The organism is Streptomyces sp. NPDC054849 (assembly GCF_053610945.1).
The window spans coordinates 20,278-44,655 of record NZ_JBSGZI010000064.1 but is presented as its reverse complement, the minus strand read 5'-3'; the positions used below and the strand labels follow the sequence as shown (position 1 = coordinate 44,655).

Here is a 24,378-nt window from a genome sequence, read left to right as displayed (position 1 = left end):
CGTTGTTAAACCCCCCCGGGCGGGGCCGCGCCCCCCCCCGCTTCGCTCCCCCCAACCCCCCCCGGGCCCGGGCGCGGCCCCCCCCCCCCGGCGCCTGGGGGTAATGGTGGGGCCGGCAGCGTCGCCCGACGCGGCGCCTTACGGCGGGACCGGTCGCAGCGATGGCCGGTGCCGTTTCGTAGGCTGCGGCCATGACTGAGACCCAGACGCCCCGCGACGCCTTCGAGCTGCTCATGGCCGGCAACCAGCGCTTCGTCTCCGGCACTCCCGAGCACCCGAACCAGGACGCCACCCGCCGCACCGAGACCGCACCGTCCCAGCAGCCCTTCGCCGTGCTGTTCGGGTGCTCCGACTCCCGGCTGGCCGCCGAGATCATCTTCGACCGTGGCCTGGGCGACCTGTTCGTGGTCCGCACCGCCGGGCATGTCGCCGGTACGGAAGTGCTCGGCAGCATCGAATTCGGCGTGAGCGTCCTCAACGCGCCTCTGGTCGTCGTCCTCGGCCACGACTCGTGCGGGGCCGTCGCCGCGGCCTGCTCCGCCCTGGAAGACGGACAGACGCCAGGCGGATTCGTCCGGGATGTCGTCGAACGGGTGACCCCGAGCGTGCTGGCAGCCCGCGCCGCCGGACGCGAGACGGCCGAGGAGATCCTGGCCGAGCACATCGAGCACACCGTGGACCTGCTGCTCGAACGCTCCCGCGTCCTGGCCGAACGGGTCGCCGACGGCCGCCTCGCAGTGGTGGGGCTGTCCTACCGGCTGGCCGACGGCAGTGCACAGCTCGTCGCCTCCCGCGGCGTCGATGCGGCGGTCCCCACCGCGTCCTGACCGTCCCGGTCGCGGCCGCTCACCGGGAGGGCCGGGGCCCCGCAGCCCGGCGAAGCCGGTTGGCGATCGCCAGCCCCATCCCGTCTTCCAGCGGCAGGGAGGCGATGATGAGGTCGCACCCTTGCTGGTCGAGCTCGCGCAAGAATCCATACAAGCCGTGCGCGTAGGCGTCCATCGAACCGGGGACCGTCACCACGGCGTGCGCCTTCACCGGGGCGTTGGCGAAGGTGGCAGGCACAAAGACGCCGACCTTGTGCCCCAGCCCTTGCGCGAGCTCGGCCTCGGCAACGACCTTCTCCGGCTCGACCAGGACAACCCGCGCACGCGGCGCGTAGTGCGACGGGTGCTGGCCCGGTACCCGGACATGACTCGTCGAGGGCACCGCGATCGAGCGCCCCAGCACCGCTTCGAGGTCCTCGCGCGTCACCCCGCCGGGCCGCAGGATGCTCGGGATCTCGCCCGTGACATCAACGATGGTCGACTCGACGCCGACCTCGCAGGAGCCGCCGTCGAGCACGAAGTCGACGGCATCACCAAGCTCCGTACGGACATGGTCGGCCGTCGTGGGGCTGACCGAGCCGAAGCGGTTGGCGGACGGGGCCGTGACGCCGCCACCGAAGGCCGACAGCAGCGCGAGGGCGACAGGGTGGTCGGGCACGCGCACGGCCACCGTCTCCAACCCGCCCGTCGCTTCCAGCGGCACCCGTTGGCCGCGCCGCAGGACCAGGGTCAGCGGTCCCGGCCAGAAGCGTTCGGCCAGCAGACGCGCAGTCGCGGGCACGGTCTCGGCCCAGTCGTCCAGGTGCTCCGCGGCGGCGATGTGGACGATCAGCGGGTGGGAGGGCGGACGCCCCTTCACCCGGAAGATGCTCGCGACGGCGGCAGGGTCCTCGGCGTTCGCGCCCAGACCGTAGACGGTCTCGGTCGGAAGGGCCACCAGACCGCCGGCGCGCAGCACCTCGGCCGCCCGCTCGATGTCACTGGTCGTTGCCGTCACCATCGCAGTACTCCACTGTTCCGCTCCCACGTCCATGACCTCGCCAGCAGATGACGGCAAGACCACGCCCTACGGACCTCATCATGCCGACCCGGCCCGGCGGTCCACCGCCAGGGGCCGCGCCGGCCAGGGCCACCACCTGCGCAAGCCCCGGAAGGGTCGGGCCGCTGACATGTTGCGGCCCCGGGTACCGGGCAGGTACCGGGGCCGCCGACCTGCACACGTCCATGAAGAGCCTTCTACGACCCGCGGACGCCTCACCCCATCAACGCCGCCGCACCGGCAAGGGCACGATCGGTGGCAACACCGCAGCTTCCCGCCTCACCTGGGACGATGCCCTCATGCAGCCGCTGCCCACTCCGTGCCCCGCTGACCAGGTCCCCGACGCCACCGCCGTCGACGCCTTCAACGCCGCGTACAAGCAGGCCAAGCAGCAGTACGCGGTGTTCGTCGCCGTCGAGAACCAGGGCCGGCGTTGGACGGTGAAAGTCGACGTGCTCACGGCCGGCCCGGACCACACCGTGAGCGATGCCGCGTTCGAAGCGATCCGCGCCGCCGTCATCCGCCTGTTCCACGCGCGGGAGATCCGCTCCGACTCCTCCGCCGGCCCGGTCTACTTCGTGCTGTACGACGTCGAGACCGAAGGCCGCGCCCGTCAACTCGCCGCCGCGCTGCACGCCGCCCTGTACGGCGACCTCGCACCCCTCACCCGCGCTGTGCCCGACCCATCGGATGCCCGTGCGGTGCGGCGGCCAGTGACGTCCGGACGAGCCCCGAGCGGACGGCCGGTACCTTTCGCCGAAGGCGAGCCCCTGCCCGTAGCAGGCAAGGCCGGCCAGCAGCGAGGATGCCCGTCATGACGTCCGACCAGAACCTGCTTCCCCTCCGCTCGACGCACTCAGCGCCTCTGGTATTCGGGGCGGGAGCGGCCATCGGCGTTCTGGGCGGGATGATCGGTTTGGGCGGCGCGGAGTTCCGCCTCCCGCTGCTGATCAGCCTGTTCTCCTCCGCCGTGCTCTCCGCAGTCATCCTGAACAAGGCGATGAGCCTGGTCGTGGTCCTGGTCGCGCTGCCCGCCCGCATGGCGGCGGTCCCGGCCGCCGAGGTGATCGCACACTGGCCGGTGGCGGCCAACCTGCTTGCCGGAAGCCTGCTGGGGGCATGGGCGGGAGCGTCCTGGGCGGTACGTATGCGCTCCGCCACCCTCTGCAAAGTGCTGGCCGCCCTGATGGTACTCATGGCCGCCGCCCTGCTGGTCACGCACACCACAACCCTGGGCACGCTCGATCTGCCGTTGTGGGCGCAGGTGCCGTGCGGGGTCGCAGCGGGCTTCGGTATCGGGGTGGTCGCGGCGATCATGGGCGTGGCCGGCGGCGAGCTGCTGATCCCGACGATCGTGTTGCTGTTCGGGGAGGGCATCAGGACGGCGGGAAGCCTCTCCCTGCTGGTCTCGCTGCCGACCATGCTGGTGGCCTTCGCCCGCTACAGCCGTGACGGCAGCTTCGCCGTACTCGGCGCCGACCTCCGCTTCACCATGATCATGGCCGCAGGCTCTATCGGCGGCGCCGTACTGGGCGGGCTGCTGCTCGGCGTATTCCCGGACCTGGTGCTCATCCCCGCGCTGGCCGTGATCCTGCTCGTCTCCGCGCTCAAGCTCGCCCGACACGACTGAGCCTACGAGCCGTCACAGAGGGCCAGTCGTGCGCTCAGGCGCTTGCATCCGGTACCCAGGTACAGGTTTACCGTCGGAGGTGTCCCCGCCCTGCGGGACACCGATGACGGGAGTGAGTGCGATGAGCGATCTGGCGTGGGTGCCGCAGTCCTGCACGTTGCCCACCGAGGAGCGGCCCCTGCGGGTCGCGGAGTGGGATGCGCTGTTCGCCGAGCGGCTGACGTCGCTGGTGAGGCCCGAGCCGCTGCGACTGCGCCTCGACCTGGCCGGCGAACCGGGTGTCGAGGAGCAGGTGCGGGACCTGGTGGAGCGCGAGAGCGGCTGCTGCTCGGCCTTCACCTTCACCACCACCTCCGGTAAGAACTCGGTCGTACTCGACATCTCGGTCGACCCGGCGCACGAGGCGGTCCTGGACGCGCTCGCCGCCCGGACCGCTGCCGCCAGGGAGCAGCGGTGAGTACGGGTCTGCGCAGCGGGCAGGTCGCCGAGGCGGCCGGGGTGAACGTCCAGACGCTGCGCTACTACGAGCGGCGCGGTCTGCTGGCCGAGCCGGAACGCAGCAACGGCGGCCACCGCCTGTACGGCGAGGAGGCAGTGACCGCGCTGCGGGTGATCAAGGCCGCCCAGCGACTCGGCTTCACGTTGGAGGAGGTCGCCGAGCTCCTGGAGGCAGGCCGTCACCGGCACGGCCGCCCGGTCGCCGGGCTCCAGGAGCGGGCCGCGGCCAAGCTCGCCGAGGTCGACGCGAAAATCGCCGACCTCACCACCATCCGCACCGCCCTGGCCACCGCCGTCGAGGCGGGCTGCGACGACCTCACCGTCTGCGCCCAAAGCCCGTGCTGTCCCATCCCCTTCACCGACCTCGCCGAGGAGAACCGCCATGCCGGACCCTGCTGCTGACCCGCGCCCCCAGAAGGCCCCCAAGGCGCTTGCGGGCCTGGCCGCCCTGGCCTGCGTGGCCTGCTGCGCGCTGCCCGTACTGATCACCGCGGGCGTCCTGGGGGCCGGCGCGGGTGTGGTGGTGGGCTGGCTGCCCGCCCTCGCCGTGGTCCTGGCCGTGCTCGCCGGCGGTGCCTGGTGGCTCGGCCAGCGTCGCCGCTCCTGCTCCTGCGGAACGAAGACCGCAGGTGAGGGCGGGTGCGGCTGCCAGAAGGATGCCGACCCGCTGAATATCACGAGCGTGAGCCGTCGGTAGGGTCGGCCGGTATGACTGTCGCTCGTTCCGTTGCTCTGTTCGTCGTCGCCGCCCTCTTCGAGATCGGCGGCGCCTGGCTGGTGTGGCAGGGCATTCGCGAGCACAAGGGCTGGGCGTGGGTTGGCGCCGGCGTCATCGCGCTGGGCCTGTACGGGGTGGTGGCGACCTTCCAGTCCGACGACAACTTCGGCCGCATCCTCGCCGCGGACGGCGGGATCTTCGTGGCCTGGTCGATCGCCTGGGGCATGGTCGCCGACGGCTACCGGCCCGACCGATACGACATCATCGGCGCCACGGTCTGCCTCGCCGGTATGGCCGTGATCATGTACGCGCCGCGGGGGGAATTGACCTCCTTAGTTGCTGGTCCGCCTGTGGAGAAGGTTCAGACCGCCCAAGGTCGCTCAGTCACCGGTAGGTCTGGTGGCAGAGCGCGGCCACGGCAGGGCTGGTGACGCCGTGCGCGGCGCGGCACAGCTCCCTCATGTCCCCGGCCCCGCCCCGGGAGCGCATACCGGACGGTGCGGTGCGGGCGTACGGCTCGGCCCCTTCGCCTTCCTGGGCCTGGGTTTGGCGGCGGGGCGCACGGCAGGCCGGGGCGGGGCGTCCGGCGCGGCCGTACCGGGCCTACGGCCCTGCGGTCGGGAGCCCGCCGGGCCGGCTGAGTCTCTTTCTGGGCCCGCGAGGTGCCGGTCGAAAACACCGCGAACCAGCCGACTTCACCGCGAACGGAGCGACCGGCAGCGGCCAGGTGCTGCTCACCCCAGGCTGGCAGATCAAGGGCACCGGGTCGGTCGCCACCACGGCCGCCGACGACAACGTGGTGGAAACCGAGTTCGTCCTGCCGCCCGGCATCAGCTTCGCCGGCGGCCGCCCGGGCCCGGAGGGGCGCCGGGTGTTCGGCGGGACCGGCGGCTCGGTCAAAGGGATCTTCAAGATCGAGTCGTGGGTCAAGCCGGGCACGTACCACGGCGACCTTGGCAACAACACGGCCGGACTTACCATCACCGTCAGGCCGGCCGGCGGGCCGCAGCCCGGCCCGTCGACGTCTCCCTCCCCGAGCCCGTCCGGCTCGACCGCGCCCTCGGCCTCGGCCTCCGCGAGCACCGCCCCGAGCCGGCAACACCCCAGGCCCGAACGGCGGTACCGGCGGCAACCTGGCCAACACACCGGATCCGCCGCGCTGGCGGCGGGCGGACTCGCCGCCGTGGCCCTGACGCTCGGCGGAGCCCTGTACGCCATGGCCCGGCGGCGCCGTTCGGCGTAACGGCACACGCCGTGCGCGGCGACGGCGCCGCGAGGACGCCGGCGAGGCACTCAAGGTTCGCCTTGTTGGGGCTGTGGGCGCGTGCGCGGACGGGGCAGGAGCCCGCAGGCGTCCTGGGGGTAGACGACAGGCAGGGCAAGGCCGGCCGCCGTCACGGACCACTCCCCGTACTACGCGGGCTCAGCGGGGCTCGTACCGGTCCTGCGCGTCGAGCACGTCGTCCGCGTATCGCGCGGCCCACGCGCCCATCGCCCGCATCGGCGTGAGCAACGCCGTGCCGGCCTCGGTCAGGGAGTAGTCCACGCGCGGCGGGGCCTCGGCGTACGCGTGGCGTTCGACGAGGCCGTTGTACTCCAGCCGTCGCAGCGCCTCGTTCAAAACCTTCGGGCTGATCCCGCCGATCCGCGCCACCAGCGCGCGCGGCCGCATCGGGCCGGTCACCCCGAGCGTAAAGACCACGACGCTGTCCCAGCGGTTTGCCAGCACCTCGAAGGCGACGCGCGCCCGACAGTCCGCCGTGTACGAGAGGTCCGGCAGGCCCGCGGCCGGATCGGTCAGCTTCTCCATGCCGCCCATCCTGCCTCCGCCGATGGACACCGAACGGTGCGCGTCGGCGTCCGTAGCGTCATCCCACAGAACGGAACGAGCAGGACGAGACAGGACGAGAGGGAACACGACGATGCGCATAGGCGTACTGGGTACGGGGGACATGGCGGCGGCACTGGGCGGCGCGTGGGTGCGGGCCGGGCACGAGGTGTTCATCGGCGGGCGGGACGCGGCCGCTGCCAAGGCGCTCGCCGGGCGGATCGGGGCGGCCGGACACGGGACGCCCGCCCAGGCGGCGGGGTATGGGGAGGAGGTGGTACTGCTCGCCGTACCGGCCGGGGCAGCGCCGGCGCTAGCCCGGGAGCACGCCAGGGCACTGGCTGGGCGGACGGTCGTGGACTGCACGAACCCCCTGGCCCCCGGGCCCAGCGGGGTGATGCTGACGACCGGCGCCGGGGAGAGCGTGGCCAGCCTGATCGAGGAGGCGGCGCCAGGCGCACACGTGGTGAAGGCCTTCAACCTGGCCCACGCGAGCATGTGGGAGCACCCGGCGGCCGCCTTCGGCGCGACCCCGCCTGCGGTGCCGTTCTGCGCGGACGACCCGGGGGCTGCCAAGCACGTCACGGAGCTGATCAGCGCCATGGGCTGGAGCCCGATGCCGGTGGGCGGCCTGGACCGGGCGGCATACGTGGAGGCCACGGCCGCGTTCGTGATCGGCGTGTGGTGGGCGGGCGGCTCGCCCGCCGTGGCCTTCCCGGACCCCCCCGAGGGCCGCTGAGGGCCGCTCAGGGCCGCTGAGGGCCCGCAGGCTCCGCGAGCCCTGGCAGGGGGCCGGTGAGGGCGACCTGTCGCAACGAAGGTTGAGTGGTTCTCGTCGAAGGTTGAGCGCCCAACTGCGAAGACCGGACGGGTGGAGGCATTTCACTCGCGTGGGTGGCACGCGGCGGAATCCACGTGCGAGGTACCGCCCGAACCGAGACAGTCAGCGCATGCGAAAGATCATCAAAGCAGCCTTGGCCGCTACCGCCCTTGTGCTCGCCGCCGCACCGACCGCCTCAGCGGCCGGGATGTCCAGCGGGCATGAGGCTTCCGCCCCTCTCGCCACATCGGCACAGCCGGAACCATCAGAACTCCTCACCTTCGTAAACGGCGCCCACGACGAGACCGCGGAATCCTTCCTGTACTTCCTCCAGTCGGATCAGTTCTCCTTCTGGAATCACAATGCCTGAGCCGGGCTGTGGCCTGGCTATGGGGCGTCGGTGAAGACCTGCTTCACGGTCGGCGCGCCGCGTCGTACGGCATCCCGCTCGGCGGCCTGTACGACGCGGCCGCCGAACACCTCGGGGCCCCGGCCCTGACCAGCTCTCCCGACCTTCGTTGCGACGGAGCAGTAGGCCCTCGGTGGGCGGACTTGTTCCTGCTGAGGACCGTCTTGTGCGGCTTGTGTGGGGCTACAGCGGTCACTGGTGGGGCGCGGACCCTGTGCGCTGATGGCGGGGCCTTGTCGGTGACCAGGCACAGCCGTGCCTGTCCGCACCACGCGGCCGATCTGATCCTCGCCGACGACAGCTGACCGACCCCCGCCGTGGTCCAGGCCCTGTCTGAGGTGGACGGGAGAAGGAGGTGGACCCCTGGTGGATGGCGCGGATCGGGGTACACGGGCCGGCATGGCACCGAAGACGCAACACCTCAGGTCCCTGCGGGCCGTACGGCAGCTGCGCCGAGTCCGCACCTTGTACACGGCAGGCGCCCTGCTGTGGGCGGCCGCCTCGGTCTGGACGGGAAGGACCGATCCCGGGAGCCGGCAGATGTGGGTCTCCCTCCTCCTCCTGGCCGTCTTCACCGTCCTGCTCGGCATGGCTTCCCTGTGGTTGCAGCGTCTCCAAGCCGCCGCCGGACCCATGCCGACACATCACGCCGCACCCCGACGGACCATCACCCCGAGCCATGGAAACGCCTGAACCCCACGAAGCGCGCCCGGACAAGAGAGCCCCTCGCCTCGGAAGGCATTTCGAGCCGAAACGGTGAGGCGCCTGCAGCTCGATGAAACCGTCGATCACACTTGGCGCAGGCCATCACCGTCGCTCGCCGCGGCTTGCTGCGGATGTGGACGCCGAGTGCTACCGGATGAAGAGGAGGCCCTTGTGGCTCTCAAGACTGTGACCGACGCTTCCTTCGAAGAAGACGTCCTCAAGAGCGACAAGCCCGTACTGGTTGACTTCTGGGCCGAGTGGTGTGGCCCATGCCGACAGATCGCCCCCTCCTTGGAGGCCATCGCGGCCGAACACGGAGACAAGATCGAGATCGTCAAGCTGAACATCGACCAGAACCCCGCAACGGCCGCCAAATACGGCGTCATGTCCATCCCCACGCTGAACGTCTACCAAGGCGGCGAGGTCGTCCAGACCATCGTCGGCGCCAAACCGAAAGTCGCGCTCGAGCGGGAGCTCGACCCCTTTCTCAGCGCCCGCTGACGCCAGGAGGGGAGAGGTCGTCCGGACAGCCGTCTCCCCAAGGGAACAGGCGGCCCTCGCAGATATCTAAACAGGGTCGCCAACCGTCTGGGTTCGGCGCCCAGGCGATCCGTGCACGGCGTGCCATCTCCTGGGCCAGCGTGTGCAGCCACAGCGGCAGTGGGGCCGAGCAACGGTCCACGCCGCCCGCGGTGCACTGCGCGCCGGCCTCGCGCTGCGGCGAGCCGGGTCGGGCGGCAGGACGGATACGGCTTCAGCTCACCTACTGCGCCCGCCGCGCGGCCCTGGATGACTCGCACAGGGGGCTCGAGGGTGCCCGTACCGCGCACCTGGCGAACCGCACCGTGCGGCGCATGGGCCGGTCTGTGAGGGCGACCAGGTGGCGATCCGCGCTCTGGACGTGGGGCCGGGGCGGGGGAGATCATGGCGCTGGCCGATCCGCTGCCGAAGCTGAAGTAGCTCGAGACGACCAAGGCCGTCGCCGAGCAGTTGGGCATCAGCGGGCGGTCGGTGGGGTACCGCAAGGGCGACCGCAAGACCCCGCCCAAGGCCGTCACGGACCGCATCGACACGGCAGTACGGGGTCGCTGCCCCCGTGGTGCGCGGCCGCCGCCGTAAGGAAGCCGCCACCAGCACGGGAATCACGGTGGAGACGCGGGCCCGGTTCGGCTACACCGCACCCGTCGGCACCAACCGCTGAACCGCGCGCTGAACGAACAAACCCGGGCACGCTCTGCCGTTCTCCTCGGCCTGCCCGGAACGGTCCCAGGTCCTGACGCCTGACGTCTTCCGTTCCTTGCTGCTGTCGCTGGGGAAGGATGTCGCCGTTCGTGGTGGTGGCAGCGTCGGGTGTCAGGACCAGTTTTCCGGGTTGTGCTTGGACCGGTGCGGGTGGCGGTTAGGGTCGTGGCCGGCCTGCGCCGATATGGCGTGCGTGGGTGAAGCCCGGTGCTCAGAGCGCTCTGGGGCATCAGTCCCACCGGGCCGCCCCCACGCCATCGCCGATCGGATCGTGTCGCCACCCCGCCCGTCGAAGGCAGCCCGGACGACACGACGAGCCGGCTCTCGAACGGATCAGGAAGCTGGACTGCGGCGGGCGCGGAGCCGGCGGACACCCTTCACGGCGTAGACGGCGGTCATGAGCGCGAAGCCGGTGGCAGCGAGCCAGTACCACGATTCCGCCGCCTTGAGACTCAGCAGCAGGCCGCCGATGAGCAGCAGGGAGGCGACGGCATCCAGCAGTTCGAGACGTGCCTTGGAGCGCAACCTCGAGTCGGGGCCGCGCAGCCGGCGGACGATGGGAACGAGGCTAAGGGCTTGCAGGCCGGCCAGACCGAGAACGATCCAGACGTACCAGTCGGGTATATCCACGACGCGCACTGTATCCCCGCCCGGGACCGCGACGAAGATCCGAAGAACCGAACGACGCACCCCAGACGCCCGTTCGACCCGGCCGGCTCACACCCGTGTCACGGTGGAGGGGTCGGCGTGCCGTTCCCGTCCGCCGCGCTCCGGGGAGATGAACGCCTCCGTGTGCCGTCGGCGGCCGCCGGACGGCTCGGAGGGGTCTTCCCACTCGGGTCCGATGTCCCGCCGGATCCCGGTCCTGCCGTACGCGTCCGGGACGCGTACCCCGATATCCTCCCGGTCGATCACCATGTACCCCCGTCTCGGGCGTGGAGGTGCCTGCGGACGACCACGTTGCAGTCGGACATCCCGGCCATGTCCCCGGCCCTCCGGTACACGGCCCGCCGCACGGCAGCGCCCGCGCACGCGACAGCCGGGGGCGGGTTCGGGATCGCGGCGGGGGAGCGTCACGTGTACCGACGTCATGCCGCTCACCCGTTCCCCGACCGCCCGCCGGCGCCCCTCGACCTACCCCCTGCACGCATACCGTCGATGATCTGGTCCCTCACCACGGGCATCGGTGGGACCAAAAAATCGTTTTCCGGGAGGAAGCACCGGGAGGAAAGACCTCCAATTGGATCTCGTCCAGTTACACATCGTCATCCGCGAAGACCAGCTCGAAGAAGCCCAGCGCATTAACGCGCATACCGCCGCACCGCCGAACCGGCGAACCCGACGGCCGCGGCCTGAGGCAGTACGCGCCCTCCCGCTCTGCGGAGAACGCGTCGTCGGCGTCCATCCTGGGCCGGCCGCCGAATGGAAGTCCAGGGTGAGGACGGCGTGGAGAGCAGCCCGGAGAGCTGTGGGCGGATGCTGACTGCGGTTGCATCCGGGGCTGCTGCTCGTGCCACGGAAGTGTGTGGGGCCCGGGCAGGGCCCGGTTGGAGTCGCAGCGGCCCGCCGATATGGCGTGCGCGGGCTGACCCGGGGGCTCGGTAGTTGTCACCGGCGGCACCGCTTAGGCTGCACGGAAACCAGGTCGAAGCAGCCGGACTGTCACCAGAGAGGCGCGGGAGTTGTCACACATAGTCGGTCACTGGTCTTCCTGTCACGGGGGCGCAGTGTGACGCGCGACGACTTCATCGCGATGCTCCGCGACCAGACTCCGGCATGCGGGCCCGCGCGTAAGGCCTTGATCGCCGGGGCTGACTTCGTCGTCTGGGACGGCCTGGTCCCTGCCAACCGGCACGCAGGCGTCTTCCGGCGTCGAATGCACCAGTCCTTGAAGCGTGGCCGCACGGTCGATGGCGCGGCCGAGAGTGTCGACATCCTTCTGCGAGCCGGGGAAGAGCCGCTTCGTACCGGATCCATCGACGCGGTGGACAGGTCATCCTGGTTCACGATCTTCCTGAACTCCACGGCGACAGTAGTGGTGGCCTGCTGCGGCGGACGCCGACCCACCACCATGGAGTCGGCCAACACCCCCGAGTCCGGCGCCCAACCTCGCAGGTGACAACAGGCCTGCCTATGTGACAGCTAGCGCGCTTTGGCGACTTCGAGCTGCCGGTCCGGGGCACCCTGCTGCTGGGCGTCGAAGAGGCGCTGCGCGTAAGCCGGGGGGAGGTGGACGGTGAGGCGGCGCATCCGCCCGTCGTCGGTGGTGCCGACAGGTGTGGTGTACCCGAACCGTGCCCTCGTCTCGACGGTCATACCGATGCGGGAGGCGGCTTTCTTGCGGCGTCGGTCGCAGACCAGGGGCTGCCAGCGGGCCCGCACGACCGCGTCGATGCGGTAGATGATTTCCTTCGGCGGGGTCTTGCGTTCGCCGGTGCGGTAGCGCTCCACCGACCGCTGGCTGACGCCGAGCTCGGCGGCGACGGCCTTCGTGGTGGCCTGCTCATCAGGAAGTTGATGCGGGCCTTCAGCGCTCACGCCGAGGTCGGCGAGGGTGTCGGTGTAGGCGGTCTTGAGCCGGTCGTGCCACGGATCCAGATAGGCACCCGTCTCCCTGCGCAGGAACGCCTCGAGCGGGGCGACGTCGTAGCCGAGTTCCTGGGCGTAGGCGACGGTGTGGGTCTGGTACCAGGCCGGCCCCTCGGGCCGCTGCCCGGACGGAGTGAACGGCGACGGCAGCCGCGGGTCCACCTCGATGCCGGACAGGTCGACCAGCCAGCTTCCGGGGATCTTCTTGTTGAACTTCGGCGCGTGGAAGTGGTCGGGGCCCGACAGGCCGACGACCAGACGCGCGGCCGCGGCGAGGAACGCGGTGTTCAGATCCAGGCCGACCGCGTACGGCAGCAGGCACTCCTCGTCGGTGAGCAGTTCGACGTCGCGCACCCACTGGTAGGCCTCCTCGTCGAGGAACCCGCCCGTCCAGCCCTGCGCGACCGGGTGTTCGGCGGGCGCCTGCGGCGGGGCGGGGTCAGCAGCGTCACCGCGGCGATGCCGGCGGAGCGGGCGCGGCTGCGTGAGGCGGCCGGCGTCACGCAGGCCCGGCTCGGGGCCGCGTTGAAGTCGACGCCGCAGACGGTGAAGAACAACGGCCGCTCCGAGCCGCGCCCACCGCGCCTGCAGGCGTACCTGCGGCTGCTGGATTGCTGGGCCGAGCGCTATCCGGCACCAACCGCCGCACCCACACCTGCGCCCGTTCCGGAGGCGTTCACCGGCTCAAGGGAGAAACCCGCCGAGCCCGCCACCGCCACTGCACCGGATCCGGTCGTGAATCCTCCCGTGGCGGTGGCCGGGCCGCCGGCAACGTCGCGCCGCCCGGCGAGGAAGGCCGCCCCGCAGGCGGCCGTCGACCGCGCGGTTCCCCCACGGCCCGTTGGTGGTCCTGGACGGTGATGGGAGCGCGTACGGCGTCGAGGGGATGGTGCTGGACTGCCCGGCCACCACTGTTCCGCAGTTGGTGGAGTGGACGCTGCAGGAGTCCGGGCTCGGTGGGCCGCGGCTGAACCGCAACGGCAAGGACTCCGACCTGCTGGTCGTGCTCACCGAGGCGGCCGCCGTGAAGCTGGGCCTGCCTGAGCGGTTGGAGGGCCACGAGCAGCGCCGCTCCCTGCGCCTTGGCGACGAGCACCCGGTCGTCAGGCAGCTCGCGAAGGCGAAGTGGAAGCTCACCAAGCGCGGCTTCGGGCCGTGGGCTCGCATCTACCGGCCGGCGCAGGCCGGGCAGCGGCAGTGTGTGCAGCTCGCGATCCTGTCCTGGGACGCGCTCGATGCCCGGGCCTGGCCCGGCGTCGCCGGCATGGAGCCGGCCGAGGTCGCCCGCGTGCTGGGACCTACGCGGCCCGGGTCATCACCCCGCGCGGCTCCACCGCCACCTCTGGGCTGGAGTTGATGACCGCGCTGCGGCCGCCGACCCGCGCCGTGAAGAACGAGACCACCGGCGACTGGGAGTCCGCCTACAACTGGGCTTGCTCGGCAGTGAGCTGACGGATGGCCCGCAGCCTGGGCCGCTGTGACCGCGCGATCTTCCCGATCTGCCAGACCAGGAGGCCCTGGGGACGTCCCTGCCGCTCTACCTGCTGCTGTTCGCCACGACGTACTACCTGATCGAGCACAGCGCCCCCGGCAGCTTCAGCGAGCCGCTGTCGCGGTCCGACGCGCTGTACTTCACCGTGACCGTGTTCAGCACGGTCGGCTTCGGCGACATCAGCCCACGCAGCGAACCGGCCCGGTTGCTGGTCACGGGGCAGATGACGGCGAACCTGCTGTTGATCGGCGGCGCGGCCCGGTTCCTGATGTCGGCGATCGAGCAGGCCAGAACCCGGCAGCAGCGCCCCTCGGCCGACGACCGGGACGAGCAGACACCAGGCGCCCGATGACGGCTGGCGCATGTTCCCTCACCGCCCGGCCTCGGCCGTGACGCGGCGGGCCGGCCCAAGGCCCTCGTGCTGCGGCCCGCCCGGTGCGGCGGACCGCGACGACACCTTGCCGGTTTCTGCCTACAGCTTGGCCACCTCGTGGGTCTGCGGCGTTCCGCCCAGCTCCTTCAGCTTGTCTTCCACCTCGGCGGCCTCGAAGTCCCAGGCGAGCACGCCCACCGCTGCGCGGCCCGCGTTGAGCTGGTCGGTGATCTTCGCTGCGTCCTCTTCGGTGATCTTGAGGCCCTTGTGGAAGAAGTGGCCGATGACTCCGCCTCCGACGAGACCGCCGGCCGCGCTTCCGGCCAGGGAAAGGCCGCCTGTCGGGATCGCGGCGACCACGCCCAGGGCGGCGCCGAGAGCTGAACGCGTCCTCTCTGAAGGCGTCGAAGTCGGTCGCCCGTGCAGAACCCGATCGCGGCGTCGGGTGAGATACCGGCCAGGTTGCGGGTCACGGTCGGGTGGAAGGTGCTGAGCAGAATGACCGAGGCGACCTGGTCCACGGGGTGGGGCGGGCAGGCGCGTCGGCCGAAACCGTCGTCGAAGGGCAGTTGGGGGGACTGCGGCGATGACGGCGTCGACGGTCGACCGCAGGGCGCTGCCGAGCTCGTGGCCCATGCCGGGTTAGCTCGCGGCGGCGTTGGTGAAGACGAAAGCGACATCGCCGCGCAGGGGTTCTCGCGGAACGCGGCCCCGCTGGGGCGGCCTGTGCCCTTCTTCAGCCAGTGGCGGGCCCGGTGGATCAGCCGGCTGCGGGGGACGTGTGCGGCTTCCGCGGCGTTGTCGCCGTCGAGCCAGGCGAGTGCCAGTCTGGTCGGCCCGGACGAGGATCGATGTCCGGCCTCCAGGGCATCGAGAACGTCCTCGCGGTTCGAGGTCCCCTTGATCATCGGAGCTTCGTTGCGTGCGGAACTGCCGTACTGAAAGTTCGTCACAACCCTGCGACCTGCTGATTCTCCAAGCAGACAGGACTGTGAATCAGCCCTGGTTCAGGGAGTGGCGATGAGTTCGCCGAGCCGCATGGCGAGCCACGGTCTGCGGCCGGAGGCTCGCATCTGGCCGCGCGCGATCACCTTCCAGGTCGGCGTGCGCCGGAAGGAGACCAGCAGGAACGCGGTCGGCGACGCCGTGATCCTGCAGTCGTAGGCGCGTGGCGGAGCATCGCGGGCCACCGTCACCGTTCCGTCGTCGACGACGACCGCCAGCCGCGGGCCGCCCTTGATGGCGAGGTCGAAGGCAATGCTGACCCCCCGTGCCTTCTCGGAGTCCAGGGCCAGTGGCATCGTCGTCGGTAGTGTCTGACCGAGTGCCAGGCGCGCTTCGTGCGGGCTGATCGGCCACGAAAGTCCGGCGCCGCGGGCGATGTCCAGACCGTGCACGAGGCTCTCACTGAGCATCAGGCCTGTCACCGTCGCCAGCGTGATGTCCTGCCCGAACCAGGAAGGCACGGTGACAGGGGTGTCCGGGGCGAGGTGCTCGGTGACCCGCAGGAACACCTCGCCCCACTCGGCGACCAAGTCGGCGAGACGGGCCCTGTCGTTGCCGCCGAAGAGGCCTATTGATGTGGCGTTCATGGCCGCAATCCGCTCGCTGAACGGCCCTTCTCCCGCCGGCAGGATGCTGTCCCAGTCCATGGATTCGTCTGCGCTGCTGGCGGAGGAGTACCCGACGTACACGGCCGAGAGGTGCGAGCCGACGTCGCCCACCGTCCACACGGGGACACCGGAGGCCGCGTCCAGGTCGGGGACGTCGCGCAACAGCCGGACGAGCCGCGGGACTACGGCACCCAGCGCGGCGCGGGTCTTCTCATGCTCTGCGGAGGGATCGAATCCCGTGACGGTTCCCATACCACTCCCCCATATTGCGGACCGGTCCGCAGATTACCGCCGGGTAGACAGTTGCGGCAGTGCTGTGCACACGCCGGTGTGCCACCCGTAAGTGTTATGCCCTGGTTCGGGTTTCCGGTGCTTGATCGTGACCCACATGAGTGCGATTCCGCCCGCACCGACGGCGCCTGCGACGAGGACGCCGATCCAGCCGAAGAAGTCCTTGCTTCCATCCTGCCTGACCCTGGCTTCTACGGCGCCCAACGAGTCGGCCACCTCGCCGACCCCTGGAGCAGCTCCGGCAGGTCGCGCCTTACTTGATCACCTGGCTGCCCAGAGAGTCGAGGTCTCTGAGGTGATCATGTTCTTGCCGAGCATCATCACACCGATATCGATCACGACGATCACCACCACGATCGGCACCACGCAGCCCCACACGGGGCCTTGCCCTCCGTTGATGTCATGGCCTCGACGCCAAACACGAACAACCTCACGTGACCCGGGCCGCCGGGCTCTGTGCCGACCAGAGGCCGTGGCCACGGGTGAGCGGCCTGGATAGGGAGCGGCCAGAGTCGGACGGTGTTGTCCTCACTGGCGGTGGCCGGCGTCCGTCCGTCGGGGCTGAAGACCGGCTGCACCGGGATCCCGCCCCCAAGGGTGCTGCTGAGGTCTGCGGTGGTGGTACGGGTGCGGGTTGCGAGGGACCACACACCGAGTTTGACGGTGCGGTCGGAGTTGATGACGGCGGCGATGGTGCTGCCGTCCGGGCTGATTGCCGCCCGCTGGACGATCTCCTGGCCAAGGACGGTGGTCGCGGTGCCGGCCGGGTTGGCCAGGTCCGTCAGGCGCAGCCCGTTCTTCCCCCCTGCTCCGGCGGCATGTACTGCTGAGTGCCGATGACGGTATTCGTCCCTGTCAGATGCTGGGTGGCGTCCAGGATCCGGGCGATGCCGAAATCGGTGATGACCGGACTCTCACCGGCGAGCAGCAAGTTGTCGGGCTTCAGGTCGCGTGGACCACCCCGGCGGCGTGCGCGTGGGCCAAGGCGTCGGCGATCATTTCCCCGAGGGCGGCCACCCGCTCCCAGTCGAGGCTTCCTTCGGCCCTGACGAGGGTGGCTAGCGAGGGCCCGGTGATGAACTCCATCACGATCCACGGATCGACATGGTGGGGGCAGCGGGCGACCTGGTGGGCGGGCGGGTATCTCCTGGTGGAGATGGTCGGGCGCGGCCAACCACCGTCGATCCCTGGGGGCCCGCCCCGCAGAGCAGAGCACGCGCGTACCTGCCCATGACCACTCTCGGCAGCGCGCCGCCGCCGCGCTTCGCCTCGCGACGATCAACCTCATGACGCCCTGGCTCACCCGGAACACGGCGAGACACCGGGACCAGCCGATCAGTCAGACAGGCCGGACAGGCCGGACAGGCCGAGATGGAACAACGTGACGGAACTGCCCTCTGGTCCGGCTCCCTGTTCTGTGATCCTCGTCTCCGGCTGCCCACGGTGTGGGCGGCCCGACACCGGCGTGCGGTACAAACGTTCCGCGAGCCGACCCTGGTTCGCGGGGGGCGCCTGAGAGGTGCCGCGTTCCGTGTCGGCCTGAAGCACACCAGGGGATAGCAGCATGACCCGTCCGCAACCCGCACCCATGCCGCCGACAGGAACTGCGCGCCGCCGCGCTCGCTGGGAGCGCTACCGTGTCACAGGGCCGTTCTCCCCATCCGACCTCGCGAAGCTCTGGGGCCTCATCGGCGCTCTGGTGGGTGTCGCGTTGGTCCTCGGCTGGGCCCTGGACATGAAGGGCGGCACGGTCATCGTGCTGCTGGTGCCGTACGTCTTCACGTGGTTCGACGCGCGGCGCGTCCTCTTCCAGTTCGACTCCTCCGGCGTGCGCATCGGCCACGTCCGGTTGCCGTGGACCGATGTCACCGCCTTCGTCGTCGCCGAGTCGGCCGCGCTCGGGCCGCAGGTACTGATCGGTACGCAGCTGCGCGACGGTGTGGCCGTACCCACCGGGGCCGGGGTGCTGCCACCCGATGCGTCGATGCCCGCACAGCTCCATGTGGCGGTGGAGCGGCGGAAGTTCGACCTCGGGAAGCTGACCGCAAAGACGCGGCGGTACGCGCCCGCACACGTGCGGATCGTCGAGGTGGGAACCTCGGCGGGCCACTCGTCCGTGGGCGGGGATCCGTACACGGGCTCCGTTCGTCCGTACGCGCCAGAGTGGCAGCCGGGCCCGGCTGTCGGCGCCCTCCGGCCTGCCCTGCCGGACGCCTACGGGCCTCGCTGGAGCCTCGTCACGGCAGCGCTGCTGACATGTGCCGCAGTGTGGGCGGTGCTCGCTGCCGCGATGCCCTTGCCGGCCATGCTCTTCGAGTACGAGGGCGGAAGCTCAAAGGGTGGTGTCTTCCTGCTGACACAGGACGTCCTGGGGCTGGACCTCTTCCCGGCCGTGGACCCTTGGCGTGGGCTGCTGACCTGGCCCTGGTTGCTCTCATTCCTTGGCATGCTCACCATCGCCTGCCGCGCCATCCGGCCGTACGCGCGGTTTCGTGCCCTTAGGGTCGTGGGTCTTCTGTGCGCCGTCGCCTTTCCGCTGGTGCTGCTCGGGAACGACGTGGTCTCGGCGGGCCGCGTCAGCAGCTTTGAACGTGGTTGGTGGGTGCTGCACCTTGCTGCGCTTCTGGGGTTGGGGGCGTTCGTCGCCATGGACCTGACGCTCACCCGGGGCCGTGTCGGCAAGTCCTGACCGCCGGCCGCCCACAATCCTTTCGATCACCAACACAGTGCGGCCGCAGTGGCGGGTGGCGCGTCCGCGGGAGAGGGCGCCGGGTCAGGCCGCGACGAGCTCCTGCTCGCGGTCCGGCGTTTTGACCTTGGGCTTCTTGTTCGGCAGTGAGAGCCGGAAGACCTTGCGCCACGCGGAGAACACCTGCTTGGGGAGCGGCCCGGTGACGTACTCCAGCTCGTACTTCTCGAACAGCGCGCGCACCTTCACTGCGACCTCGGCGTACCGGTTGCTCGGCAGGTCCGGGAACAGGTGGTGCTCGATCTGGTGCGACAGGTTGCCGGTCATGAAGTGCATGGCCCTGCTGCCGCTGATGTTCGCCGAGCCCATCATCTGGCGCAGGTACCACTGGCCGCGCGTTTCGTCCTTGATCGACCGGCGCTCGAAGACCTGTACGCCCTCGGGGAAGTGCCCGCACATGATCACCGAGTGGGACCAGATGTTGCGGACCAGGTTCGCGGTGAACGTGGCGGCGAGCGTGGGGAGGAACGACGGGCCCGACAGCAGCGGGTGGATCACGTAGTCCTTGAGCACCTGCTTGCGGATCTTGCGGCCCACGGCCTTGGCCCGCGCGCGGAACTCCGGGTTTTTGCGGCGGCGCTTGTGCAGGTTCTTGGCGAGCTCCAGGTCGTACGCTGCGATGCCGTACTCGAAGAAGCAGGCGTTGATGAAGTTCCACAGCGGCTGGCCGAGGTGGAACGGGTGCCACTTCTGGTCCTCGTCGACGCGCATGATGCCGTAGCCGAGGTCGTTGTCCTTGCCGATCACGTTGGTGTACGTGTGGTGCAGCTCGTTGTGCGAGTGCTTCCACTGCTCGGACGGCGAGACGTGATCCCACTCCCAGGTGGTGGAGTGAATCTTCGGGTCCCGCATCCAGTCCCACTGGCCGTGCAGGACGTTGTGGCCGATCTCCATGTTGTCCATGATCTTCGCCACGGACAGACCGGCGGTGCCGAGCAGCCACGCGGGCGGGAAGATCGAGAACAGCAGCACGCCTCTGCTGACCAGCTCGAGCTTGCGCTGCGCCGAGATGACCTTACGGATGTAGGCGGCGTCTTCCTCGCCGCGGCCGGCGATCACCTCGTCGCGGATCGCGTCCAGCTCGCGGCCCAGCTCCTCGATCTGCTCCGCGGTCAGGTGGGCGGTGGGGTCGATGGCGGTCAAGGTGCTCCTACCGTTCGATGTCGCAGGGGCCCGCCGCGGCGGACACGCAGGTCTGGATGAGGACGCCCGGCTCGGCCTCGGTGATCTCGCCGGTGCGCAGGTCGCGGACGGCGCCCGCCTTGAGCGGCGTGATGCAGCCGAAGCAGATGCCCATGCGGCACCCGGAGGGCATGAGCACGCCGGCCTCCTCGCCGATGTCCAGCAACGGCGTGGCGCCGTCCGCGTCGACGGTCTTGCCGGTGGCGCTGAACGTGACCTCGCCGCCGTCGCCGGCGACGACGATGCCGGGGCGGAAGCGTTCGGTATGCAGGCGCTCTTGTACGCCGTGCTCGGTCCAGTGCTCTTCGGCGGCGTCCAGCAGGCCCGCGGGCCCGCAAGCCCAGGTCTCGCGCTCGGCCCAGTCGGGCACGAGTTCGTCGAGACGGGCGATGTCGAGCATGCCGTCTGTGTCGGTGTGCACCTCGGTGAGCCGCAGCTTCTTGTCCGCGACCAGGTCGTGCAGTTCGTCACGGAAGATCACGTCTTGCGGCTGTGGCGCGCAGTGGACCATGACGACGTCGTCGAACTCGATGTCGCGCAGCATGCCCATCACGGGCGTGATGCCGCTGCCGGCCGTCAGGTAGAGCACCTTGGCGGGCTTGGCCTGCGGCAGCACGAAGTCACCGGTCGGCTGGTCGAGCTGGACCAGCGTGCCCGGTTTCGCCCTGCGGACCAGGTGGTTGCTGACCTTGCCGTCCGGGATCGCCTTCACGGTGATCGTGACGCGGCCGTCCTGGCGGTTTGTCGGCGAGGTGATGGAGTAGGCACGCCACAGGCGCACCCCGTCGACGTCGACCCCGATCCGCACGTACTGACCGGCTGTGTGGCCGCGCCAGCCCCGTCCCGGCCTGATCACGATGGTCGCAGCGTCACCCGTCTCGGGGTGCACGGCCTCGATGCGCCCACGCAGGTCAGCGCCCGCACGCAGCGGGCTGACCAGGTCGAGGTAGTCCGACGGCAGCAGCGGCGTCGTGACCATCTCCAGCAGTTTCCACGCCCTGCTGCGGAGGGCTGTACTCGTCATGACTCCAGCTTGCTGCGTCTCAAGGGGTAAAGTCCTGACCGCAGGACGTAAATCTGATCGGCTGAATTGTTCGCAGGGAACAAAATCGTGAGCCATGCAATCCGGAGGGCCAGCGAACTGGCCCTGGATGAGACGACGGTCACCGCACTTCGGGCCGTGCTGAAGACCACCGCCGACGAGGTCGTCCAGGCGATCATCGACGAGGTCCCTCCCTACGCCAACGCCCTTTCGGGCCGCATGGGCGCCACCATCCGCCGAGCCGTCCGTACCGCCCTGGGGCACTACCTGGACCTCGCGAGCGGGAAGGCCACAGGCGGCGACGCCGGTGACGCAGCCTACGAGCTGGGCCGCGGCGAGGTGCGCGACGGCCGTTCGATGGACGCCCTGCTCAGCGCCTACCGCGTAGGCGCCCGCGTGGCCTGGCGATGCCTTGCAGCGGGTGCCGTACCCGTAGGTCTGCCCGCCGCCGAGGTCGCCAAGTTCGCCGAGCTGACCTTCGCCTACATCGACGAGCTCTCTGCCGCGAGCGCCGCGGGCCACGCCGACGAACTGGCCGCCCGGGGCAGGGCCCACGAGCGCCACCTGGAACACCTGGCCCGCGACCTCCTCGCCGGCGCGAGCCCGGACGTGCTGCTGGCCTCTGTTCAACGGGCCGGGTGGCAGCCTCCGGTTTCGCTGACGGCGGTCCTTCTGCCCGCCGCCCAGGCCCGGCCTGCCTACCGCGCGCTCGACCCGAGCACCCTCGTCCTCGACGATCTGCCGGACGCCACCGGTGTGCTGCTCGTCCCCGATGCCGACCGATCACATCTCTTGCGGCAACTGACCGAACGCACCGCCGTGGTCGGCCCGGCCCGGCCATGGACTCGTGCGTCCGCCTCGTACGCACGAGCCGTACGCGCGCGCTCCCTCTCCTCCGATATTCGCGACACCGAGGACCACCTGCCCGAGCTGGTGCTGAGCGCCGACGTGGACGCGTTCGCAGACCTGCGTGCCCGAGCCCTCGCACCGTTGCGGACCTTGCCTGTCGCGACGGCACGGCGGCTGGAGGAGACGTTGCGAGCGTGGCTGCTGCACCAGGGCAGGCGGGACGAGGTGGCGGCGGCGTTGTTCGTCCATCCCCAGACGGTCCGGTACCGGATGTCGCAGCTGCGGGAGCTGTTTCCGGATCTCGCATCGCCACACCGGGTCCTTGAACTGACGCTGGCGGTCGGTCTTCGGGTCAGCTGACGCGTACGTCGACCGTCCACGACCGCGTCCGCGAGCCGTCCAGGAATCGTGCCTCGTTCTCGGCGGCACAGCAGGCCCGGGCGAACGGCGCCGCGTACCGTGCGAGCAAGCGGGCGGTGCGGGGGCCCGGTGGAGGCGGACGGGGCCCGGTCGCGGTGGACGGCGGGAGCACCGCGGGGCGCGCGATGGTCCGGCCAGGCGGTGCCCGGGACCGGCCGGCCGTCGGGGCGGGGCCGTACGCCGGGTTCAGAGTCCTTGAGCGGCCCGGAGACGGTCGATCTGGCGCAGGACGGGCGTCTCGGAGACGCGCGGGTACGGTTCCGTTCCCGTCGCCGAGAGGTCGGTGACGCACACGCCGACCCGGGTCACGATGCGGTCGATGACCTCGGCGGGGCCGGTGGAGCCCGCATCGGTCATGGTCATCCGGATGCGCAGGGTGTCCTCCGGGAAGCCCCCCGTGTCGAGGTCCTCGTACCGGATCGTCACCGTGCGGCCGTCCTCCTCCACCGATGGACAGCCCGCGAGTGCCGTGCGCAGCCGGCCGAAGACCGTCACGGCGTCGGTCCCCGCATAGGACGACAGGAAGTTGACCGTCGGGCTCCCCGGCTCCTCGGTGTCGAAGGTCTGGGAGACGGCGGCGTGGGCGCCCCGCTGGCCGAGCAGGCCCCACATGGCGGTACAGGGGGCCGTCAGTTCGGCAGGCAACAGCGGCCTCACCTCGACCTCGTCCAGGCTGCGGGTGCTGCTCCCGTCCTCCCGGACCCCGGCGGTCTCGCCCGGCTGCAGCGCCGGTTTGACCAGTCGCGCGGTGTCCGGTACCTCGCCCGCCGGCGTCGGCAACGGAGCGGTGGGCGTCGGCTTCGAGGGGGCGGGCGCGGCGGAGGTGCGCGTGCCGTCCGTCGGGCGGTCGGCGCCGCCGGGTGCGGGGGTGCCTCCGCAGGCGGAGAGCAGCAGGCAGCCAGCGGTGAGCAGTGCGGCGGAGAAGACGAGACGGTACTCGGACACGCGAAAACCCCCCAGAGCGCGAGCGGACCTGAACGGTCCGCCCCGCACTCTCACCAGCGCCCTGTCTCCCCCTCCCGGGGAGGGGGAAGACAGGAAGGACCGTCACTTCGTCCAGGTCTTCCACACGTCATCCAGGAGGCACGTGACCGCGGCATGCTGGCTCAGGCACCGACGGCGAGCCGGGCATCAGCGCGTACCCGCGGTCCCTGGAGATTCGGCCGGCCACCTGGCACGCGGGCGGCGCCGAGGCGTAATCAATGTTTCCTCCGTGCTGGCCGCGCACGCCCCTGGACGGTGCCGCCCGCTGACCGGGCATCGGCTGGAGTGCCTGCGGGAATTGGCTGGCAGGTGCATGACCGGTTGGTGGGGTGCGGGGCTACCTTCTTAAAGCTCCGGAGGGGCGGCTGTCCGAACCCGCGGGCCACAGGCGGGCGGTGGCGGTGTCTCCGGTGCCCCGGCTCCGCCGAGGGGCCGGCCCCCCCACGCATGAAGGAAGAAGACCATGTCTCTGGGCACCTGGCTGAAAGTCGGCACCGCCGCCGCCGCGCTGGTCCTCGCGGCGGCACCCGCCGCGACCGCGGCACCCGCGCCCATACCCGACGCCACCGCAGCGGTAGTGACACTCCGTTACGACGACAGCCGGGCCGGTGGCTGGGAAGCGGCCATCGCGGCCGGCGTCGCTTCCTGGAATGCGAACGTCAGTAACGTACGGCTGGTGGAGGCCGCGCCCGGGGCCCGGGCCGAGATCGTCATCGTCGCCACCACCGGCTGGCCGCAGGCCACCCTCGGCCCGGTCCGTCCGGGACGACAGGTCCGAGTCGAACTCGGCGCGCAGGCCGTGAGCCAGGGGTACGACAAGACGCGCATCGCCGCGCACGAGCTGGGCCACAGCCTGGGCCTCCCGGACACCAAGCCGGGGCCGTGCTCTCAGCTGATGTCCGGGTCCAGCGCCGGAACGGCCTGCACCAACGCCGTGCCCAACGCGACGGAGCGGTCCCGCGTGCAGAACGCGTACGCGAACGGGCTCGCGGCAACCGTGCCGACCGACGGCCGGGTACTCATCGACGCCCCCTGACCGGCGGGTCGGCGGGTGGGCCGGTGCGGGGCTCCCGGAGGG

General features: G+C 70.7%; 27 protein-coding genes and 5 pseudogenes. 20 read left to right on the top strand and 12 right to left on the bottom strand.

What is annotated here, in order from left to right; genetic code table 11:
* Nucleotides 1-191: 191 nt before the first annotated feature.
* Nucleotides 192-827 carry a carbonic anhydrase gene (locus tag ACWGIF_RS24900; protein ID WP_453500708.1) on the top strand — a complete coding sequence of 212 codons (636 nt, stop codon included), beginning with the start codon at nt 192-194 and terminating at the stop codon, nt 825-827.
* Between the two features lie 19 nt (nt 828-846).
* Here ACWGIF_RS24900 and ACWGIF_RS24895 read toward each other — a convergent pair whose 3' ends face one another.
* Entirely contained in the window at nt 847-1,827 is a 981-nt protein-coding gene (locus ACWGIF_RS24895; RefSeq protein WP_453500707.1) for an L-threonylcarbamoyladenylate synthase, read from the bottom strand.
* Between the two features lie 224 nt (nt 1,828-2,051).
* Here ACWGIF_RS24895 and ACWGIF_RS24890 point away from each other — a divergent pair, with 224 nt between their 5' ends.
* From ACWGIF_RS24890 to ACWGIF_RS24860, 7 genes and pseudogenes are all read left to right on the top strand, one after another.
* On the top strand, nt 2,052-2,684 hold the full coding sequence (locus tag ACWGIF_RS24890) for a hypothetical protein (protein WP_453500706.1): 633 nt from the start codon (nt 2,052-2,054) through the stop codon (nt 2,682-2,684).
* The gene (locus tag ACWGIF_RS24885) at nt 2,681-3,496 is read left to right on the top strand and encodes a sulfite exporter TauE/SafE family protein (protein WP_453500705.1); all 816 of its coding nucleotides are present in this window, start codon (nt 2,681-2,683) and stop codon (nt 3,494-3,496) included. The genes ACWGIF_RS24890 and ACWGIF_RS24885 overlap by 4 nt, the downstream gene beginning before the upstream one ends.
* Nucleotides 3,497-3,617: 121 nt before the next feature.
* Nucleotides 3,618-3,953 (top strand): hypothetical protein, encoded by a 336-nt coding sequence (locus ACWGIF_RS24880; RefSeq protein ID WP_453500704.1) that lies wholly within the window; start codon nt 3,618-3,620, stop codon nt 3,951-3,953.
* A complete protein-coding gene (locus tag ACWGIF_RS24875) occupies nt 3,950-4,396 on the top strand; it encodes a MerR family transcriptional regulator (RefSeq protein ID WP_453500703.1) in 447 nt (148 codons plus the stop codon). Before ACWGIF_RS24880 ends, ACWGIF_RS24875 begins: the two co-directional genes overlap by 4 nt.
* On the top strand, nt 4,377-4,691 hold the full coding sequence (locus tag ACWGIF_RS24870) for a hypothetical protein (RefSeq protein WP_453500702.1): 315 nt from the start codon (nt 4,377-4,379) through the stop codon (nt 4,689-4,691). The genes ACWGIF_RS24875 and ACWGIF_RS24870 overlap by 20 nt, the downstream gene beginning before the upstream one ends.
* Before the next feature lie 11 nt (nt 4,692-4,702).
* A pseudogene (locus tag ACWGIF_RS24865) lies at nt 4,703-5,032 on the top strand (YnfA family protein); the annotation flags it as partial.
* Nucleotides 5,033-5,439: 407 nt separating this feature from the next.
* Entirely contained in the window at nt 5,440-5,955 is a 516-nt protein-coding gene (locus tag ACWGIF_RS24860; RefSeq protein WP_453500701.1) for a hypothetical protein, read from the top strand.
* Between the two features lie 180 nt (nt 5,956-6,135).
* On the opposite strand, the gene ACWGIF_RS24855 is transcribed toward ACWGIF_RS24860, so the two are convergent.
* Nucleotides 6,136-6,522: a winged helix-turn-helix transcriptional regulator gene (locus ACWGIF_RS24855; RefSeq protein ID WP_453500700.1), complete on the bottom strand. Its 387-nt coding sequence runs from the start codon at nt 6,520-6,522 to the stop codon at nt 6,136-6,138.
* Nucleotides 6,523-6,634: 112 nt separating this feature from the next.
* Here ACWGIF_RS24855 and ACWGIF_RS24850 point away from each other — a divergent pair, with 112 nt between their 5' ends.
* From ACWGIF_RS24850 to tpg (ACWGIF_RS24830), 5 genes and pseudogenes are all read left to right on the top strand, one after another.
* Nucleotides 6,635-7,279, top strand: coding sequence for an NADPH-dependent F420 reductase (locus tag ACWGIF_RS24850; protein ID WP_453500699.1), 645 nt, complete (start codon nt 6,635-6,637; stop codon nt 7,277-7,279).
* Between the two features lie 211 nt (nt 7,280-7,490).
* Nucleotides 7,491-7,730 (top strand): hypothetical protein, encoded by a 240-nt coding sequence (locus ACWGIF_RS24845; protein WP_453500698.1) that lies wholly within the window; start codon nt 7,491-7,493, stop codon nt 7,728-7,730.
* 438 nt (nt 7,731-8,168) lie between these two features.
* Nucleotides 8,169-8,462 carry a hypothetical protein gene (locus tag ACWGIF_RS24840; protein WP_453500697.1) on the top strand — a complete coding sequence of 98 codons (294 nt, stop codon included), beginning with the start codon at nt 8,169-8,171 and terminating at the stop codon, nt 8,460-8,462.
* A 183-nt stretch (nt 8,463-8,645) separates the two neighbouring features.
* Complete coding sequence (gene trxA / locus ACWGIF_RS24835) at nt 8,646-8,975, top strand: thioredoxin (protein ID WP_453500696.1); 330 nt, start codon at nt 8,646-8,648, stop codon at nt 8,973-8,975.
* Nucleotides 8,976-9,434: 459 nt separating this feature from the next.
* Nucleotides 9,435-9,666 (top strand): annotated as a pseudogene (gene tpg, locus ACWGIF_RS24830) (telomere-protecting terminal protein Tpg); the annotation flags it as partial.
* 383 nt (nt 9,667-10,049) lie between these two features.
* On the opposite strand, the gene ACWGIF_RS24825 reads toward tpg (ACWGIF_RS24830), so the two are convergent.
* Both ACWGIF_RS24825 and ACWGIF_RS24820 read right to left on the bottom strand, forming a co-directional pair.
* A complete protein-coding gene (locus ACWGIF_RS24825; RefSeq protein WP_453500695.1) occupies nt 10,050-10,346 on the bottom strand; it encodes a hypothetical protein in 297 nt (98 codons plus the stop codon).
* 87 nt (nt 10,347-10,433) lie between these two features.
* Nucleotides 10,434-10,634, bottom strand: a complete 201-nt coding sequence (locus ACWGIF_RS24820) for a hypothetical protein (protein ID WP_453500694.1) — start codon at nt 10,632-10,634, stop codon at nt 10,434-10,436.
* Between the two features lie 811 nt (nt 10,635-11,445).
* Between ACWGIF_RS24820 and ACWGIF_RS24815 the strand changes: the two genes are divergently transcribed.
* Nucleotides 11,446-11,835 carry a hypothetical protein gene (locus ACWGIF_RS24815; RefSeq protein WP_453500693.1) on the top strand — a complete coding sequence of 130 codons (390 nt, stop codon included), beginning with the start codon at nt 11,446-11,448 and terminating at the stop codon, nt 11,833-11,835.
* Between the two features lie 23 nt (nt 11,836-11,858).
* Here ACWGIF_RS24815 and tpg (ACWGIF_RS24810) read toward each other — a convergent pair.
* Nucleotides 11,859-12,746 (bottom strand): annotated as a pseudogene (gene tpg, locus ACWGIF_RS24810) (telomere-protecting terminal protein Tpg); the annotation flags it as partial.
* A gap of 21 nt (nt 12,747-12,767) precedes the next feature.
* Here tpg (ACWGIF_RS24810) and ACWGIF_RS24805 point away from each other — a divergent pair.
* The 3 genes and pseudogenes from ACWGIF_RS24805 to ACWGIF_RS24795 all read left to right on the top strand — a co-directional run.
* Nucleotides 12,768-13,774 (top strand): annotated as a pseudogene (locus ACWGIF_RS24805) (helix-turn-helix domain-containing protein); the annotation flags it as partial.
* 30 nt (nt 13,775-13,804) lie between these two features.
* Nucleotides 13,805-14,020 (top strand): annotated as a pseudogene (locus ACWGIF_RS24800) (potassium channel family protein); the annotation flags it as partial.
* Nucleotides 14,021-14,149: a hypothetical protein gene (locus ACWGIF_RS24795; RefSeq protein WP_453500692.1), complete on the top strand. Its 129-nt coding sequence runs from the start codon at nt 14,021-14,023 to the stop codon at nt 14,147-14,149.
* A gap of 120 nt (nt 14,150-14,269) precedes the next feature.
* Here the strand turns inward: ACWGIF_RS24795 and ACWGIF_RS24790 are convergent, their stop codons facing one another.
* The 4 genes from ACWGIF_RS24790 to ACWGIF_RS24775 all read right to left on the bottom strand — a co-directional run bounded on the left by ACWGIF_RS24790 (nt 14,270) and on the right by ACWGIF_RS24775 (nt 17,160).
* Nucleotides 14,270-14,530 carry a hypothetical protein gene (locus tag ACWGIF_RS24790; RefSeq protein WP_453500691.1) on the bottom strand — a complete coding sequence of 87 codons (261 nt, stop codon included), beginning with the start codon at nt 14,528-14,530 and terminating at the stop codon, nt 14,270-14,272.
* Between the two features lie 647 nt (nt 14,531-15,177).
* The gene (locus ACWGIF_RS24785) at nt 15,178-16,035 is read right to left on the bottom strand and encodes a maleylpyruvate isomerase N-terminal domain-containing protein (protein ID WP_453500690.1); all 858 of its coding nucleotides are present in this window, start codon (nt 16,033-16,035) and stop codon (nt 15,178-15,180) included.
* Between the two features lie 820 nt (nt 16,036-16,855).
* Nucleotides 16,856-17,005: a hypothetical protein gene (locus tag ACWGIF_RS24780; protein ID WP_453500689.1), complete on the bottom strand. Its 150-nt coding sequence runs from the start codon at nt 17,003-17,005 to the stop codon at nt 16,856-16,858.
* 11 nt (nt 17,006-17,016) lie between these two features.
* On the bottom strand, nt 17,017-17,160 hold the full coding sequence (locus tag ACWGIF_RS24775) for a hypothetical protein (protein ID WP_453500688.1): 144 nt from the start codon (nt 17,158-17,160) through the stop codon (nt 17,017-17,019).
* Between the two features lie 478 nt (nt 17,161-17,638).
* Between ACWGIF_RS24775 and ACWGIF_RS24770 the strand changes: the two genes are divergently transcribed.
* Complete coding sequence (locus ACWGIF_RS24770; RefSeq protein WP_453500687.1) at nt 17,639-18,763, top strand: hypothetical protein; 1,125 nt, start codon at nt 17,639-17,641, stop codon at nt 18,761-18,763.
* An 84-nt stretch (nt 18,764-18,847) separates the two neighbouring features.
* On the opposite strand, the gene ACWGIF_RS24765 is transcribed toward ACWGIF_RS24770, so the two are convergent.
* Nucleotides 18,848-19,966 (bottom strand): fatty acid desaturase family protein, encoded by a 1,119-nt coding sequence (locus tag ACWGIF_RS24765; protein ID WP_453500686.1) that lies wholly within the window; start codon nt 19,964-19,966, stop codon nt 18,848-18,850.
* Between the two features lie 7 nt (nt 19,967-19,973).
* Nucleotides 19,974-21,029, bottom strand: coding sequence for a ferredoxin reductase (locus tag ACWGIF_RS24760; RefSeq protein ID WP_453500685.1), 1,056 nt, complete (start codon nt 21,027-21,029; stop codon nt 19,974-19,976).
* 87 nt (nt 21,030-21,116) lie between these two features.
* On the opposite strand from ACWGIF_RS24760, the gene ACWGIF_RS24755 reads away from it, so the two are divergent.
* Nucleotides 21,117-22,256: a PucR family transcriptional regulator gene (locus ACWGIF_RS24755; protein ID WP_453500684.1), complete on the top strand. Its 1,140-nt coding sequence runs from the start codon at nt 21,117-21,119 to the stop codon at nt 22,254-22,256.
* A gap of 246 nt (nt 22,257-22,502) precedes the next feature.
* Here the strand turns inward: ACWGIF_RS24755 and ACWGIF_RS24750 are convergent, their stop codons facing one another.
* Nucleotides 22,503-23,261 carry a hypothetical protein gene (locus tag ACWGIF_RS24750; protein ID WP_453500683.1) on the bottom strand — a complete coding sequence of 253 codons (759 nt, stop codon included), beginning with the start codon at nt 23,259-23,261 and terminating at the stop codon, nt 22,503-22,505.
* A 502-nt stretch (nt 23,262-23,763) separates the two neighbouring features.
* Here ACWGIF_RS24750 and ACWGIF_RS24745 point away from each other — a divergent pair.
* Nucleotides 23,764-24,336, top strand: coding sequence for a snapalysin family zinc-dependent metalloprotease (locus ACWGIF_RS24745; RefSeq protein WP_453500682.1), 573 nt, complete (start codon nt 23,764-23,766; stop codon nt 24,334-24,336).
* Nucleotides 24,337-24,378: the final 42 nt, after the last annotated feature.

Excerpts from the sequence above, each read along its gene's own strand:
- ACWGIF_RS24900 (WP_453500708.1), top strand. The coding sequence starts at position 192 with ATGACTGAGACCCAGACGCCCCGCGACGCCTTCGAGCTGCTCATGGCC.
- ACWGIF_RS24895 (WP_453500707.1), bottom strand. The coding sequence starts at position 1,827 with ATGGTGACGGCAACGACCAGTGACATCGAGCGGGCGGCCGAGGTGCTG.
- ACWGIF_RS24890 (WP_453500706.1), top strand. The coding sequence starts at position 2,052 with ATGAAGAGCCTTCTACGACCCGCGGACGCCTCACCCCATCAACGCCGC.
- ACWGIF_RS24885 (WP_453500705.1), top strand. The coding sequence starts at position 2,681 with ATGACGTCCGACCAGAACCTGCTTCCCCTCCGCTCGACGCACTCAGCG.
- ACWGIF_RS24880 (WP_453500704.1), top strand. The coding sequence starts at position 3,618 with ATGAGCGATCTGGCGTGGGTGCCGCAGTCCTGCACGTTGCCCACCGAG.
- ACWGIF_RS24870 (WP_453500702.1), top strand. The coding sequence starts at position 4,377 with ATGCCGGACCCTGCTGCTGACCCGCGCCCCCAGAAGGCCCCCAAGGCG.
- ACWGIF_RS24855 (WP_453500700.1), bottom strand. The coding sequence starts at position 6,522 with ATGGAGAAGCTGACCGATCCGGCCGCGGGCCTGCCGGACCTCTCGTAC.
- ACWGIF_RS24850 (WP_453500699.1), top strand. The coding sequence starts at position 6,635 with ATGCGCATAGGCGTACTGGGTACGGGGGACATGGCGGCGGCACTGGGC.
- ACWGIF_RS24845 (WP_453500698.1), top strand. The coding sequence starts at position 7,491 with ATGCGAAAGATCATCAAAGCAGCCTTGGCCGCTACCGCCCTTGTGCTC.
- ACWGIF_RS24840 (WP_453500697.1), top strand. The coding sequence starts at position 8,169 with ATGGCACCGAAGACGCAACACCTCAGGTCCCTGCGGGCCGTACGGCAG.
- ACWGIF_RS24820 (WP_453500694.1), bottom strand. The coding sequence starts at position 10,634 with ATGGTGATCGACCGGGAGGATATCGGGGTACGCGTCCCGGACGCGTAC.
- ACWGIF_RS24795 (WP_453500692.1), top strand. The coding sequence starts at position 14,021 with ATGACGGCGAACCTGCTGTTGATCGGCGGCGCGGCCCGGTTCCTGATG.
- ACWGIF_RS24785 (WP_453500690.1), bottom strand. The coding sequence starts at position 16,035 with ATGGGAACCGTCACGGGATTCGATCCCTCCGCAGAGCATGAGAAGACC.
- ACWGIF_RS24775 (WP_453500688.1), bottom strand. The coding sequence starts at position 17,160 with ATGGAGTTCATCACCGGGCCCTCGCTAGCCACCCTCGTCAGGGCCGAA.
- ACWGIF_RS24770 (WP_453500687.1), top strand. The coding sequence starts at position 17,639 with ATGACCCGTCCGCAACCCGCACCCATGCCGCCGACAGGAACTGCGCGC.
- ACWGIF_RS24760 (WP_453500685.1), bottom strand. The coding sequence starts at position 21,029 with ATGACGAGTACAGCCCTCCGCAGCAGGGCGTGGAAACTGCTGGAGATG.
- ACWGIF_RS24745 (WP_453500682.1), top strand. The coding sequence starts at position 23,764 with ATGTCTCTGGGCACCTGGCTGAAAGTCGGCACCGCCGCCGCCGCGCTG.